Annotated in this window: 14 protein-coding genes and 1 riboswitch; of the genes, 3 read left to right on the top strand and 11 right to left on the bottom strand. The window is 51.8% G+C overall.

Annotated features, from left to right (window positions below; translation table 11 throughout):
* Positions 1 to 123: 123 nt before the first annotated feature.
* Positions 124 to 489, top strand: coding sequence for a NifB/NifX family molybdenum-iron cluster-binding protein (locus OEL90_RS02485; RefSeq protein ID WP_300687013.1), 366 nt, complete (start codon positions 124 to 126; stop codon positions 487 to 489).
* Between the two features lie 107 nt (positions 490 to 596).
* On the opposite strand, the gene OEL90_RS02480 is transcribed toward OEL90_RS02485, so the two are convergent.
* From OEL90_RS02480 to OEL90_RS02430, 11 genes are all read right to left on the bottom strand, one after another.
* A complete protein-coding gene (locus OEL90_RS02480; protein WP_291403405.1) occupies positions 597 to 1,409 on the bottom strand; it encodes a shikimate kinase in 813 nt (270 codons plus the stop codon).
* 43 nt (positions 1,410 to 1,452) lie between these two features.
* Positions 1,453 to 2,421, bottom strand: a complete 969-nt coding sequence (gene gluQRS / locus OEL90_RS02475; protein WP_300687011.1) for a tRNA glutamyl-Q(34) synthetase GluQRS — start codon at positions 2,419 to 2,421, stop codon at positions 1,453 to 1,455.
* A 14-nt stretch (positions 2,422 to 2,435) separates the two neighbouring features.
* Positions 2,436 to 3,242 (bottom strand): DUF6544 family protein, encoded by an 807-nt coding sequence (locus tag OEL90_RS02470; protein WP_291403409.1) that lies wholly within the window; start codon positions 3,240 to 3,242, stop codon positions 2,436 to 2,438.
* Positions 3,243 to 3,310: 68 nt separating this feature from the next.
* Complete coding sequence (locus OEL90_RS02465) at positions 3,311 to 4,264, bottom strand: calcium/sodium antiporter (RefSeq protein WP_300687010.1); 954 nt, start codon at positions 4,262 to 4,264, stop codon at positions 3,311 to 3,313.
* A 193-nt stretch (positions 4,265 to 4,457) separates the two neighbouring features.
* Entirely contained in the window at positions 4,458 to 4,883 is a 426-nt protein-coding gene (locus OEL90_RS02460) for an MOSC domain-containing protein (RefSeq protein WP_291403412.1), read from the bottom strand.
* An 11-nt stretch (positions 4,884 to 4,894) separates the two neighbouring features.
* A complete protein-coding gene (gene moaC / locus OEL90_RS02455; RefSeq protein WP_307730810.1) occupies positions 4,895 to 5,371 on the bottom strand; it encodes a cyclic pyranopterin monophosphate synthase MoaC in 477 nt (158 codons plus the stop codon).
* Between the two features lie 24 nt (positions 5,372 to 5,395).
* Entirely contained in the window at positions 5,396 to 7,318 is a 1,923-nt protein-coding gene (locus tag OEL90_RS02450) for a molybdopterin biosynthesis protein (protein WP_300687009.1), read from the bottom strand.
* Between the two features lie 32 nt (positions 7,319 to 7,350).
* Positions 7,351 to 8,634, bottom strand: coding sequence for a gephyrin-like molybdotransferase Glp (glp, locus tag OEL90_RS02445; protein WP_300687008.1), 1,284 nt, complete (start codon positions 8,632 to 8,634; stop codon positions 7,351 to 7,353).
* Positions 8,621 to 9,310, bottom strand: a complete 690-nt coding sequence (locus OEL90_RS02440; RefSeq protein WP_300687006.1) for an ATP-binding cassette domain-containing protein — start codon at positions 9,308 to 9,310, stop codon at positions 8,621 to 8,623. The genes glp and OEL90_RS02440 overlap by 14 nt, the downstream gene beginning before the upstream one ends.
* Positions 9,310 to 10,002: an ABC transporter permease gene (locus OEL90_RS02435; protein ID WP_300687004.1), complete on the bottom strand. Its 693-nt coding sequence runs from the start codon at positions 10,000 to 10,002 to the stop codon at positions 9,310 to 9,312. Before OEL90_RS02435 ends, OEL90_RS02440 begins: the two co-directional genes overlap by 1 nt.
* A gap of 165 nt (positions 10,003 to 10,167) precedes the next feature.
* Positions 10,168 to 11,103 carry a substrate-binding domain-containing protein gene (locus tag OEL90_RS02430; protein WP_300687003.1) on the bottom strand — a complete coding sequence of 312 codons (936 nt, stop codon included), beginning with the start codon at positions 11,101 to 11,103 and terminating at the stop codon, positions 10,168 to 10,170.
* Between the two features lie 156 nt (positions 11,104 to 11,259).
* Positions 11,260 to 11,411: riboswitch (molybdenum cofactor riboswitch) on the bottom strand.
* Positions 11,412 to 11,554: 143 nt separating this feature from the next.
* Between OEL90_RS02430 and OEL90_RS02425 the strand changes: the two genes are divergently transcribed.
* Positions 11,555 to 13,144 (top strand): ABC-F family ATP-binding cassette domain-containing protein, encoded by a 1,590-nt coding sequence (locus OEL90_RS02425; RefSeq protein WP_300687002.1) that lies wholly within the window; start codon positions 11,555 to 11,557, stop codon positions 13,142 to 13,144.
* 222 nt (positions 13,145 to 13,366) lie between these two features.
* Positions 13,367 to 14,449: a M24 family metallopeptidase gene (locus OEL90_RS02420; protein WP_300687000.1), complete on the top strand. Its 1,083-nt coding sequence runs from the start codon at positions 13,367 to 13,369 to the stop codon at positions 14,447 to 14,449.
* Positions 14,450 to 14,501: the final 52 nt, after the last annotated feature.

Here is a 14,501-nt window from a genome sequence, read left to right as displayed (position 1 = left end):
ATTATGAAAAAGGATGTACTACCTACCTTGTATCTCCACTCAATTATCGCTATACTGTTAATGACATAAGTTGAATATCCCATAGGCGTCTATGTACAAAGAACTCAGAGGAGGCACTTCAAAATGAAAATTGCGCTACCATCCCGAGACAATAAGATCGACAGCCATTTTGGCCACTGCGAGTACTTCACCGTCTATACTGTGAATGCGGAGAATAGAGAAATCATCGCTGAAGAAACAGTACCTTCTCCAGTTGGCTGCGGCTGCAAATCCAATATTGCACAGACACTTGCGGCTAAAGGTGTCACCGTCATGCTCGCAGGCAATATGGGCCAAGGCGCGGTCAATGTACTCAACAATTCCGGCATAGAGGTCCTCCGCGGCTGCTCGGGTGAAATCAAAACTGTGGCACTCAATTGGCTCAGCGGCACTCTCGCAGACTCAGGTGAAGCTTGCGCGGCCCACGACCACGCTTGTCACGATCATTAGAAAGTAAACCTGACGCTGGCGATAGCCAGAAAACATGCGCCCCCACCGGGCACATCATTCAAAAACAAAAACCCCTGGACGGGGTTTTTGTTTTTGAATCGCAATCCTTACAAAGACTTCAAATCGATCATGCGCATAATATCCAGCCGCATCAGCTGCTCAACGATCTCCATGCTGACCTCTTCCACTGATTTATGATCCGTGTCAATGACAAGATCTGCTGCCCCTTCGTAAAGCGAAAGACGGGAAGCCATCATGGAGTCTATCTTCGATACGGACATGTCGTCTTTCAGAAGCGGCCTTGTGCCTTCTTTGGCAATACGGTCATAAATGACCTCAGGGCTCGCTTTCAGCCATATAAGCACGCCGTTTTTCTTCATGTTTTCGACATTTCGGTCATCCAGCACAATACCGCCGCCACCACAGAACACAATGATGTTGTTGTACTGGGCAAGCTCCTCAACCGTTTTGCGCTCGAGTTCCCTGAAATAGGGCTCGCCATGATCTTTGAAGATTTGACTGATGGTCATTTTGGCACGGTCTTCAATCACTTTATCCACATCAATCTGGTCCATGGCCAGCAGCTTCGAAAGTTCCCTGCCCACCGTGGTTTTGCCGCAGCCCATGAATCCTACCAGGGAAATGTGATAAGGAAACAGTTTTCTGGATTGAATCCTGCGGCAGCTTCTCAGCACGTGGGTGTGTATGCCTTTAATCTCTTCCCTGAATTCAGGATTTTCGACATAATTTCCAATCTTCTGAATAACCTCGCGTTCTCTGTCCTTGCTGAAAATTGGCACGGCTAATTCCTTTTTGACCTTCATGATCTCCAGGATAATCTCCATGCGCTTTTCCAGGGTCTCCGCCAAAAGCTGATCGCATGCGTCCACTTTGGCTCGAAGCTCTTCCAATCTGTTCATCTGTCTCATCTCCCTTCCGCTTGAAAACCGCTGGCTTTAAAATCTACCTGGCCTGCGCCAATGCCTCCTCTGAAAGCACCAGATCTTGAGTTCCTATAATTCCCCAATTAAATCGATCAAGCAGGTCACGCGCTTTGACTGGTGCTGTCTCGTTCGCAAATCCGGCCTGATAGGCCAGAAACCCTATAATGCCTTCAGCTGTCCAGCCTGCAGCAATCAAAGCGCCCAAATCCAAAGATTTTTGTCGCTTGGAAAGGCGGTGACCATAGACATCCACCAAAAGAGGAACGTGACCATATCGCGGGCGCTCGTATCCCAAGAGGTCCATCAAATAAAGCTGGACAGGTGTCGAGATCAGCAAATCCGACCCCCTCACCACCTGGGTGACTTCCATTTCCCCATCATCCGCCACCACGGCAAGCGGGTAGGCATAGACCCCGTCCGAACGCTTCAGGACCACGTGATCCTGAGCCATATCCAACCGGTGCCGGAAATCACCATAATTCATATCTATGAAGCGGATCTCTTCTCCATGATTATGCAGACGCCAGGTATGGCATCTGGTGTCCATGGCAATCTGGCGCTGAAGAGCACTCATCTCAAGACAAGGATCAGAGATAATCCCGGTTTGCTCACCTCTATGGGGCGCACTCGCAGCGTTTCGTTCCTCACGACTGCAGAAGCAGGGATAGGCGTGACCGCTTTCAACGAGCCTGCGGAATGCGACGTCATACCGCCCGAAACGCTCGCTCTGATAATAGGGCGCGAAGATGCCGCCACAGCCAGGCCCTTCATCCCAGTCCAGGCCAAGCCAGTCCAGGTCTTTCATCAACTGCTCAGAATAACTTTTCTTGGATCTCTCCGGATCCAGGTCTTCCACTCTTAGAATCATCACACCATCTTGGGACCTGACTGCGAGCCAGGCCAGGAGTGCAGCCCAGATGTTCCCAAGGTGCATTCTTCCGGTGGGACTTGGCGCGAACCGTCCCACCAGCTTTGAACGTCTCTGCATAGACCGCCCACCTTTTACGCCTCAATATCGTAGACCACCTTGTCTATGGTGCCATTCCAGTATTCAAACTCACCCTCCGGCAGGCTCCATGCCGCCCGAACGACAGATGGGAACCGAATGCCGTCTTTTTCTATGTAATTTTCACAATATGCGGTCCAGGTTTGACGTTCGTTGCCGCCCTTTGGATTGGCGTAGTAACGGTCACGGGATACAAAAGTTGTCACTTCCCCAAGGTCGTTGAAGGTGAAGATGCCTTCCCCGGTCAGACCATGATCCGTTAGCCTCGCCTTGGCAGTCCTCTCGTCTATGGCTTCCCAGGTCACATAAGGTTCAGTCAGGTAACCGGGTACCAAAAAAGCTTCCGCGAGTACCGTCACAACGCCGGACTGTGAAATTTCCTGACGACCGTCGTCGAACACAGGAATCAGGCCTGCGATTTTCCCGAGCATGTGCCCGTGACCATCGGCAAAAAGATCTCTGCCTTCAAAGGGCAGAACACCCAACATTTTGGTTGTCATGTAAGCCATTCTCACCGGTGAGGGTGTCGCATTGAACTGAAGGGTCTTCAGACTCGTCCACGGCTTGTCTGGACCAAACTTGATCCTGCTCTCTTTCCAGATCACCTCGCCCGCCCTGGGCAGTGGTCGGTCAGCGAAGCCAGCCATCTTAAGATACCTCTGAACCGGATCCGGCAGCGACGCTGTTTGTGACCCGGACTCAGTCCGTTGACGCCGTCCGCCCGAATCAACCATTTCCGCCCGTCTGACCATTTCCAGCCATTGCCGCTTCTCATTCAAATAGCGCTGGTACATCTTACTCATGGATTCCACCCTCGGTTAGATGATTTATCCGATTCTTATTATTAGTAGAAATAAGTTTAAAATTTTCACTAATTCCGAATCAGGATATATGCCATGTACCCAAGATACATCAACATAAACGCTGCACCTTCGCCCCGCGTAATTTTTGAATGTGTCAGTGAGAAGATCAGCAGAATCACAGTTGAAATGATCATAATGACAGCGTCAATTAAAATATTGCTGTCCACGACTATAGGGTGAATTACCGATGAAATGCCAAGGATAAAGAAAATATTGAAGATGTTGCTTCCAACAATATTGCCTACCGCAATCTCACTCTTATTCTTGAGCGCTGCCGTGACAGAAGTGATGAGCTCAGGCAATGAAGTTCCCACTGCGACAATTGTAAGGCCAACCAGGGTCTCGCTCATGCCGAGGGCCATGGCAATGACGATCGCATTTTTTACGACCATATCTCCGCCAAATACAATAGCCACCAACCCGCCGATGGTATAAAGCACATACTTTCCAATATTCGTCGGTGATGGATCGATGTCATCCAACTCAAATTGCTCGCGGCTGTTCTTCGCAACCTCCAGGATATAATAAATGAAAACGCTGAAATAAGTCAGCAAAATAAGACCATCCCCACGTGACAGCACAGCATTTTCGTTGACCAGAACACGATCTGCAATTAGAACTAAAAGAACTATACTTCCTAGGAGCGCAAAGGGAATCTCCTTTTTGATAGTCTGCCGCTCAACAACAAGGGGTTGAATGATTGCAGTGATGCCAAGAATAAACAAAATATTGAACAGGTTACTACCCACGACGTTACCCACGGCAATATCACCAGTTCCTTTGAGCGCCGCCGAAATACTGACAGCTGCCTCAGGAGCACTGGTACCAAAAGCGACTATTGTCAGACCGATCAAAAGGGGTGGAATCCTCAAAAATGTCGCGATTTCCGAGGAGCCTTCTACGAAGAAATCAGCGCCTTTCACCAAAATCAGAAAACCTATCAACAGCAATACATATTCCATAATCGTTCTCCATTCATCAATAAATTCGTACTACATCATACCACATTTTTTCTGAGAAAGTATAAACATTTCCATAACAAATAAAGGCAACAGAAGAAGCAAAAAAAGAAGAGGGTGTTTTAGTCACCTTCTTCCACCGGATTGCAGCTTCATTAAAATGGCTCACAGCCTGACCAGCCAACAGAGCACTTTGTCATAAGACCCTCAATACATCTCCAACCTGGAGCTTCCCGCCCGTCACAACGAGGGCGAACGCGGACATGACCGTCAGCGGACATACGCTTTTTTGCTGAAATAAAGCGCATTCAAAGTGACAGGGTTTTCCGACCTCTGTCAGCTCCAGAACCGCGTCTCCGGCCAATAGCCGGTCACCCGGCCGCAAAAGACCGTAGTCCAAGGCTTCAGTGATCAGGTTGGCCGCATATTTTTCCAGGCATAGCCCGGTACCCTCCAAGGGGCTCAGTGCCTCTAAAGCCTCTGATGCCACAAGACTGACTTGGCGGGATCCGCCGCTATGATAATTGTCTTCGAGCCCAGTGTTCTCGATCAGCAGAACGGATTCTCGGCTGACCATCGGCAAGCCCTTCGAGGCTTTTGTCTGGATGCCGGTAACTCTCACAGCAAAGCCCCCTATTCTTCCGCCAGAACAAAGTCGCCGGACTTTCCGCCGGACTTCTGCACCAGCCGGATATCCTCAATCACCATGGTGCGGTCCATTGCCTTCACCATGTCATAAATGGTCAGCGCCGCCGTAGTCACCGCGCTGAGGGCCTCCATCTCCACCCCTGTTCTGCCGATAGTCTTGGCGACCGCCTCAATCTCAATTGCCGACTGTGCTTCATTTGGCGTGAAACTCATGTCGACGCCAGTCAGAAAAATAGGATGGCACATTGGCACCAGATCCGAGGTCCGCTTCGCCCCCATAATCCCCGCCACCTGGGCGACAGCCAGCACATCGCCTTTCTTGACGCCGCCGTTCATAATGCGCTCAAAGGTCTCCGGCAGCATGGTAACTCGGCCGCGTGCCGTGGCGATCCGAAGGGTTTCGTCTTTTTCTCCAACGTCGACCATCTTGGCGCGGCCGCTTTCATTTATATGTGTCAGCATGATCCAGACTCCTCTCAAGCAATTCTATTCAATGACTATGACTTCCCCACAGCCCTCTACGCTATAGCCGCCGAGTGCCAGGACTTTCCGCTTGAACACCTCAGACCTGAGCGCCTCAATGGCGCGCTGCACCGGAAGGGCATCATAATGCGCCGCCGCCACCAGAAAATCATAGGACTCGTCCCCAACCGGGATAAAATCCAGGCCTGACAGAGCAGCTGCCGAGCGTACACCAAGGCCTGCATCCGCAGTGCCGGAAGCGACGGCTGAAGCTACCGCCATATGGGTTGTCATTTCGCGGTCATACCCTTGGATGTCCTCCGAATCCATGTTTCTGATCTTCAGACTATGATCCAAAAGCAGCCGTGTCCCAGAGCCCTTCTGACGGTTGACGAAGCGAAGGTCGCTGCGGGTCAGGTCCTCCAGGCCTTTGATGTCTTTTGGATTTCCTTTTGGGATCATCAGGCCTTGGGTTCGCTTTACCCCTCGAATCAGGAACCCCGTAAAGTCAGGAAAGAGTTTTTTCACATAGGAAATGTTGTATTCTCCGGTGGCTTCGTCCAGCAGGTGGATTGGCGCGAGGTGCGCTTCCCCTTTGACAATTGCCATGACGCCGCCGAGGCTCCCGACATGGGCGCTGGAGAGGCCGGCATCCGGCCACTGTGTATGGATTTGGTCTGCCAGAAGGTCTATGACCAGGTCATGACTGCCTATGACCACGACCGTGCTCTCTATTTCCTCGAGAGGCCTCAGAAGCCGCACCGGGACCTTCATCCCAGCCTCGAAGCCCTCACTGTTTTGAGGGATTTCAAGCAGCCCGTCCGCGCGCACCAGGGACATAGTGACGCCGGCCCCACGATTCAGCGGGGTCGCGATCAGCTGATCCCCAACCTTGCCCAGCTTGACCCTGACAACCTCAAGGTTCTTAAGGGAAGAGACCAGTCTCCTGGAGAGCACCGCTTCTGTGGTTGGCCGCTGAAGCGAACGCTGGTGCTGCATAGTATAGAGGAGCGGCTTGACAATGGTGTCAAACACCACCCATGCAGAAACAGGGTAACCTGGTACGCCAATCACAGGAGCATGCCCAATCTTGCCTAAGATGGCCGGTTTGCCGGGTTTAAGGGCGATGCCATGAACAAAGACTTCACCGAGTTCCTCAACGATCCGTGAGGTAAAATCCTCTGTCCCCGCCGAGGAGCCTGCTATGATAATGACCATGTCGCTGCTCTGTGCAGCCTTTCGAACGGTGTCCACGAGGAGCGGGTAGTCATCCGCCACCGGTGCCAGGCGAATGGCCTCGCCGCCGCACTGCTGAACGATCCCCTCAAACACCCTGGAATTGGATTCTATGATCTTTCCAATCTCCATGGGCTCTCCCGGCTCAACGATCTCCGTGCCGGTCGGCAGGATGGCCACACGCGGCTTGCGGATGACCTTCACTGTGTTGATGCCGCCGCTTAGGAGGGCGCCTAAATCTATAGGCGTCACTTTATGATAGGCCGGCAGAATTAATTCGCCTGCAACAATGTCTTCACCCACCGGCCGTACGTTGTCCCAAGGCGAAATTGCTGCTCTGATTTCCACTTGATCCTCGCTCAAATCGACGAGATCCTCCACCATAATGACCGCATCCCACGGATCCAGAATAGGATCCCCGGTATCCACTATGATGTAATCCTTCCCTTTAGTCAGCGCCACAGGCCGCCGCCCGCTGGCCTCATAGGTTGAAGCTGCGTTCACCGCAATCCCGTCCATGGCGCTGGCATTGAACCAGGGCGCGGACAGGGCAGCGAACACCGGTCCGGCTGTCACCCTGCCCAGCGCCTCCACGGTTGGTACAACCTCTTCTCCCAGTGCTATTTCGCCGCTGGCACAGGCGTTAGTATAGTGTGAGATGGCCTCGTCCAGCGCCATATTGCTCAGGTAAATATTTCTCTCGTGCTTCATTTGCCGACACCTCCGGTGGATTGGTCAAGATTCTAGAACAGGATCACTTGAACAGGTTCGTTTTGGAGGATGCCCTCCTGCTCAGGCTCAATTTGGATATAGCCGTCCGCTCTGCTCATCAGGGAAATCATGCCCGATTTGCCGTGGACAGGGATGGCAGTCAGCTTGCCTGATCGCCGCTCAAGGGAGACCATTTGGAAAGTCGTCCTGCCTGGCGCCGCATGGATATTCGATGACGCGACCGCGTTGACTGTCCGCTTACTGAAAAGGGCAGCAAGTTCTTCTGCTTGCTCAGTACCGGAGCCATCGGCTAAAGAAAAGATCTGTTCTCCTGTCAGTCTTTGAAGGAGCGGCTCTACGACCGCTTTGAAAATCATCATGGCGGAAGCGGGCTGGCCCGGAAGGCCAAAGACAGGCACCCCGCCTATTCTGGCAACTACGGTCGGCTTGCCCGGCTTGATCCCGAGGCCGTGAGCCAGGATCTCCGAGTCCTCGAAGGACTGGATCACCCTTTGAGTGTAATCCTTCTCGCCCACGGAGCTGCCCCCCGAGAGCAGGACCAGATCGCTGTCCGAAACCGCTTCCGAGACGGCCCATTTCAGAGCGTCAAAATTGTCCTTCACGAGGATGGCGCGCTTCACGTGGCCACCTGCCGCCTCAATCAGCCCGGAAATGGTATAGCTGTTGATGTCCCTGATCTGGCCCGCCGTTGGCTTTTGCCCGATTGGTACAATTTCATCCCCCGTTGAGAGGACGCTGACCTGAAACGGCGCAAACACCTGAACATTTTCGATCCCAAGGGCGGACAAAACCCCCAGGTCCTGAGGCCTGAGGCGCGTGCCGCGTTTTAGGACGACTTCGCCGCTGGTGAGGTCATCACCTTTTTGCATAACATTTTCAAGGGGTGCCGATGGTCGGTGGACCGCAATCTGTCCAGCGCCAAAAGGCTCGGTGTACTCAATCATAACAACGGCGTCCGCCCCCTCCGGCAGCGCGCCCCCCGTGGGTACATAAACGGCCTCTCCGGATTTTACGGCTCGAAGCGCCGGCTTTCCCATTTCCACAGCCCCAACGAGATTTAAGAACCCGGGAATGCTCTCACTGGCACCAAAGGTGTCTTTGGCTCTCACGGCGTAGCCATCCACTACGGACCTTGAGAAATGAGGGACATCCTCAGTGGCGGTTTGATCTTCGGCCAGAATTCTGCCAAGGGCTTTCTCCAGGGGGAGACTTTCTTTGGGCCGCGCAAGTTCTGCAAAGGTTTCGTTGAGCTTTGCCGTGACTTCCCGCAGTGTCAAAACGTTAAAAAGATCCAACTCCATCACCTCGTGTAGTGTCGTCTATTGGCGTTTGCAGCATTGAAATTTCCAGTCGGCCCTCCTGGAGCCACAGCAGTTCTTTGCAGCATCTTTGAGCTTGCTCTGCGCTGTGTGTCACCAAAATGATGGTTGCGCCGGTTTCACTGTGGTACTGGATCAGCCTGGACTCAAAGAGTTCCGTCGCCTGTCGGTCCAGACTGGCGGCTGGCTCGTCCATCAAGAGGAGTCTGGGCTCAAAGACCAGGGCTCTGGCCAATGCCACCTTCTGCGCTTCCCCACCGGAAAGTGTCGTCGCTTTTCGGCTGGCGAGTTCCGGAATCTCCATCCGCTCCAGGGCAAGCCTGACTCTTTTGTCCCGTTCCAGCCCTCTGACGCCCCTCACTTCAAGTGGCCAACCCACGTTGTCCTCAACGGTTGCGTTCATCATATATGCCTTTTGACTGAGATAAGTCGTTTCGGTAAACAGACCTTTATGCCAGGCGCGTCCGTCGTAAAGAAACCTTCCATGATCCGGCTTTTCAAGACCCGCTGCCATTTTGAGCAGCGTTGTCTTACCGGCGCCATTCGGTCCCATCAGTCCGTACAGACCGCCTGTAGGCAGTCTGAGATTTTCAATGTCAAATAAAACCCGTTTTCCGTGGCGTTTGACCAGTGCTTCTATTCTGAGCTCCATCAGATCTCCTCCCCGGCGGCGTGATAGACAAATGCGTTCGCCAGAAAGGACAGGCTGAGAAGCACTATGGCCATAGCTATGGATTTTGCGTAATTGCCCATACTGTTGTTCATGGCTATATAAGTCGTCATGACCCGTGTGTGCCCTTGAATATTGCCACCTACAATCATAACAGCCCCTACCTCTGAGACGGCCCGGCCAAATCCAGTGACGAAAGCCGCCATGAGCTCTGCCTTCAGCTCTTTCAGAAAGAGTCCGAGGATCGCCACATGGCCGCCACCCAGGGTCTTCCCCAGCTCATAGACCTCTCTGCCCCTTTTGACGGTGACATTGAAGACAATACCCGTCACAATAGGCGTGACCAGGATGACCTGGGCTATGACCATAGCCGTGGGAGTAAAAATCAGTTCCAGGGAACCCATAGGGCCGCGGCGGGAGAGCAGGATGGCCACCAGAAGTCCAACGACCACCGGCGGCAGTCCCATCATTGTATAAAGGATTCTGGCATAGAGCCGCTTTCCTCTAAATGCCTTGAGTCCTGTGTAAATGCCGAGCACAGTTCCAAACAGGCCCGCGATCAAGGCTGACAATGTCGAAACGACAAGAGACAAGCCTATAACGCTGTACACCTCTGAATCCATGGAGATCAACAGATTAAAGGCTTGCTTAAATCCGTCTGCGATATAGTCCAATCTGTTTTCCCTCCTTTGCGAAAAATGTTGGTCGACAGGCCAAAGGTCACCGTGGCCTTGGCCTGTTGCGTCTTATGCCTGTCGACCCTATCTTCATGATGGCGGAAACGGGTGTCTGACACCCTCTTCTTTGTTTTGCGGTGTGGCAGCGGTCCACAAGTCAAACTATTCCGCGTCCGGGAAGAACAGCGGCGCGCCAAACTTTTCTACGCCATATTCTCCAATCAGCTTCTGTGCCTCATCTGAGACGATCCAATCAATGAAGGCTTGGGCAGCCTCTGCATTAATCTGGGCATTCTTGTCCGGATTGACGGCAATGACGCCATAAGGATTGAGCAGCCCGTCAAGGCCTTCCGTAACAATCTCAAGCTCCAGATTATCCTTCATGCTGAGATAGGTCGCCCGGTCCGTGAGCGTGTAAGCTTGAAGCTCGTCCGCCATTTGCAGAACGTCGCCCATCCCTTTGCCCGCTGAAACGTACTGATCGCCTGACGGTGTCATGTCAGCCAATTTCCAGAGGCTGTTCTCTTTTTTGTGGGTGCCGGAGTCATCCCCTCTGGAAACAAAGGAAGCGCCTTTGTCCATGATCTGCTTGAGGGCTTCGCCGGCATTCGCGAAGGATGCCCCTTTAAGTGCTGCAGGGTCTGCCGATGGTCCCACAACGACAAAATCATTGTACATGACAGAGAAACGCTGGAGTCCGTGGCCATCTGCCACAAATTTCTCTTCATCTGCCTTAGCATGAACCAACAGGACATCTGCTTCTCCGTCGACGCCCATCTGAATGGCTGCACCGGAACCCACGGCAACAACTTTGACTTCAGCGCCGGTTTTAGTTTCGAAATCCGGAAGAATAAAATCCAGAAGTCCGCTGTCCTGAGTGCTGGTGGTTGTGGAAAGAATCAGGGTCTGACCCTCCAGGGACGGCAGCGTCGATTCAGCCGGCGTTTCTGCAGGTGTCTCGGCAGGTGTCTCGGCCGGCGCTTCAGCCGGGGCCGGCTGGCTGCAGCCCGCGCCAAACAGAACGAGCGACAAGAGCAGCATTGTCAGCAGCATGGTGTTGATTGACTTTTTTGAGATTGAACAAAATTTCATTTTCATGTGATTGCCTCCTTAGATTTTGGGGATAAAAAAACATCCTCAAAAAAAGGACGCCCGAAGTCAGATCTTTTAAGTATACGAATGTCATAGTCACGCTTAGTTGGCGTCTTCCGGCGCCGCGAGTCGCGCCGCCTATGTAATGACCTGTCCTTAAAAGTTCGTATAGGGCTTTTTCCTTTCCTCAAGTGGGAGGCCCCAGAATTTCTCCTGTGACCCGGCGGCTGAAGGCCATGACACAGCCTGTCAGTCCGAATGTTTCAGACTTGACCGCGTGCTTTAGGCTATTCAGCTCGAAAAAAGCGCATTATGTTGTGAACCGCTGTTTTAAGTATAGCATGCTATAAATCCGCCTACAATGCGAATTTTGCGTCAATTCAGTTTTATGAGCACAAAACCTACTTTTGTGATATAATGCTAAGTTGTACAAATAATGAATTGAGGAAGATGCATTGTGATTACAGTATCCAACGTCAGTCTGCGTTTTGGCGAGCGCAAGCTCTTTGAAGACGTCAACTTAAAATTTATTCCCGGCAACTGTTATGGTGTCATAGGCGCAAATGGCGCCGGAAAGAGTACCTTTCTAAAGATCCTGTCCGGCGACCTCGAGCCCAATACCGGCGATGTTATTGTCGCGTCCGGCACGAGACTGTCTGTCCTGAAACAGGACCACTTTGAATTTGATCAGAACGAAGTCATGGAAACGGTTATTCTCGGCAATCAGCGGCTTAGCGAGGTCATGAAGGAAAAAGATGCAATATATATGAAGGAAGACTTCACTGACGAGGACGGCATGCGCGCTGCTGAGTTAGAGCACGAATTTGCCGAAATGGGCGGCTGGGAAGCAGAATCAGAGGCCTCATCCCTTCTTCAGGGTCTGGGCATCACAACGGACATGCACTACAAAAAAATGTCAGAGCTCATGGGCTCAGAAAAAGTCAAGGTCTTGCTCGCGCAGGCCCTGTTCGGCAAGCCCGGCGTCCTGATCCTGGACGAGCCTACAAACAACCTCGATATCCAGTCCATCAATTGGCTGGAGGATTTTCTGATCGACTTTGAAGGTACCGTCATAGTCGTTTCCCACGACCGGCACTTCTTGAACAAAGTCTGTACCCATGTGACAGACGTCGACTTTGGGAAGATCAAGATGTTTGTGGGCAACTATGATTTCTGGTATGAATCCAGCCAATTGGCGCTTCAAATGTCAAAGGACCAAAATAAGAAAAAAGAAGAAAAGATCAAGCAGCTGCAGGATTTTATCACGCGGTTCAGTGCCAACGCCTCAAAATCCAAACAGGCGACTTCCAGGAAAAAACTTTTGGATAAGATTACGCTGGATGACATTCAGCCTTCCACAAGACGCTATCCGTTTGTTGGTTTCAAACCGGACCGCGAGGTGGGCAACGACATTCTGATTGTCGAGGATCTCTCCAAGTCCATTGACGGCGAGCTCATGTTCAAGGATGTCAGCTTCACTGTACGCAAAGGTGACAAGATCGCATTCGTCGGAGATAACGAGCTGGTCAACACCGTCCTTTTCAAAGTCCTTATGGGCGAGCTCGAGCCGGACAGCGGTACAATCAAATGGGGCGTCACCATTACCAAGTCCTATTTTCCTAAGGACAACTCAGAGTTCTTCAATGATATCGATATGAACCTCGTGGATTGGCTCAGACAATACTCCGTAGAAAAGGACGCAACGTATATCCGCGGCTTCCTGGGACGTATGCTGTTTTCAGGCGAAGAAGCGCTCAAGTCTGCTACTGTGCTTTCCGGCGGCGAGCGCGTACGCTGCATGCTCTCCAGAATGATGCTCTCGGGCGCTAATGTCCTAGTCCTCGACCAACCGACAAACCACTTGGATCTCGAATCCATCACTGCCCTCAACAATGGTCTCGGCGCTTACAACAGCAACATTCTATTATCCTCCCACGACCATGAGCTCATCCAGACTGTTGCCAACCGCATTATTGAGCTCTCCCCTGCGGGCATGGTTGACAGATTGATGACCTTTGACGAATACCTCGAGAGCAAAGGTAAATAAAGGCAGCTATCATAGAAAATTGGTTTTAACCGCAGTCGATCTCCGTCTGCGGTTCGCGCCAATTTTCTTTTTTATGTGACTGATCCTTTTTGTTCAATATTATAGGCGTTTGTGCCGGTCACAAAACCATCGGCAAAATTCACTCTCTGGCATAAAGTTCAGTACCACTTGCCCATCTCAACCTGATATAATTAGAGTAGCATTGAGCATGGAGGGGTAAAAGTGAACCAGTTGAGATTAGACCGTGTAACGGATTATATGCTTCAAACCCAAATGGGACAAATGCTTATTTCTGATCCCGCTTCCATTTTTTATCTGACCGGAGTATGGATCCAACCTGGAGAAAGAATGCTTGTTCTCTACCTGAACCTGAGCGGCGAGAAGCGGTTATTTGTCAATGGGCTCTTCCCAATTCAGACAAAGGATGCGTCAGACCTTCAGATCCACTACTTCAGCGACACGGATGACAGCATTTCCCTGTTGGCAGAATACATGAGGGACGAAGGCGACATAGGCATAGATAAAACATGGCCGGCGCGCTTTCTGCTGCCGCTCATGGAAAAGCTCTCGCACGCGTCCTTTATCATTGGCTCTCCAGCTGTAGATTCAGTACGGCTGGTCAAAGATGTCAACGAGCAGGCACTGATGAGAAATGCTTCTGAGCTGAATGATCAGGCTATGAAAGTTTTGGCCTCCTCTGTTGAGGATGGATGCACCGAGCTTGAACTCAGCCGCCTTCTGAAGGAAACTTATAGGACTTTAGGGACGGACGGCATTTCTTTTACGCCCATTATCGCTTTTGGCGCCAACGCTGCGCTGCCTCATCACGATAGTGGAAATGTACCGATTCAGCCGGGGGCGTCAATTATTTGCGATATTGGATGCATCAAAGACGACTATTGCTCGGACATGACCCGGACGTTTTTCTATAAAAGCGTCTCTGAAAAGGCCCGCCAGGTATACGACCTGGTGCATCAGGCTAACCTCGCTGCCATTGCTGCAGTTCGCCCCGGCGCCCGGTTCTGTGATGTTGATACGGCAGCTCGACAGGTCATCGAAGCCGGAGGATATGGGGCTTTCTTCACGCATCGTACCGGCCATTCCATAGGCATGGAAGTCCACGAGTTCGGGGATGTCTCCTCTGTCAATACCGCACGCCTAGAGCGGGGGATGGTATTTTCCATTGAACCGGGGATCTATCTCCAAAATGAATTTGGCGTTAGGATTGAGGACCTGGTCCTTGTCACTGAAACCGGATGCGAAGTCTTGAATCATTTCTCAAAAGCACTGACAGTCATTGGTTAAACTGAGCGTCAGCGCTGCTCCCAGTCCACAATATCATTTTTGGAGGCGTCTT

It is taken from the genome of Acidaminobacter sp., assembly GCF_030247605.1.
Classification (GTDB): Bacteria; Bacillota; Clostridia; order Peptostreptococcales; family Acidaminobacteraceae; genus Acidaminobacter.
Note: the sequence above shows the minus strand (reverse complement) of the source record. Positions and strands in the feature narration are given on the sequence as shown.

Coding starts and splice junctions, on each gene's coding strand:
- OEL90_RS02485 (WP_300687013.1), top strand. CDS start 124: ATGAAAATTGCGCTACCATCCCGAGACAATAAGATCGACAGCCATTTT.
- moaC (WP_307730810.1), bottom strand. CDS start 5,371: ATGCTGACACATATAAATGAAAGCGGCCGCGCCAAGATGGTCGACGTT.
- OEL90_RS02465 (WP_300687010.1), bottom strand. CDS start 4,264: ATGGAATATGTATTGCTGTTGATAGGTTTTCTGATTTTGGTGAAAGGC.
- OEL90_RS02430 (WP_300687003.1), bottom strand. CDS start 11,103: ATGAAAATGAAATTTTGTTCAATCTCAAAAAAGTCAATCAACACCATG.
- OEL90_RS02450 (WP_300687009.1), bottom strand. CDS start 7,318: ATGAAGCACGAGAGAAATATTTACCTGAGCAATATGGCGCTGGACGAG.
- OEL90_RS02480 (WP_291403405.1), bottom strand. CDS start 1,409: ATGAACAGATTGGAAGAGCTTCGAGCCAAAGTGGACGCATGCGATCAG.
- OEL90_RS02470 (WP_291403409.1), bottom strand. CDS start 3,242: ATGAGTAAGATGTACCAGCGCTATTTGAATGAGAAGCGGCAATGGCTG.
- OEL90_RS02440 (WP_300687006.1), bottom strand. CDS start 9,310: ATGGAGCTCAGAATAGAAGCACTGGTCAAACGCCACGGAAAACGGGTT.
- gluQRS (WP_300687011.1), bottom strand. CDS start 2,421: ATGCAGAGACGTTCAAAGCTGGTGGGACGGTTCGCGCCAAGTCCCACC.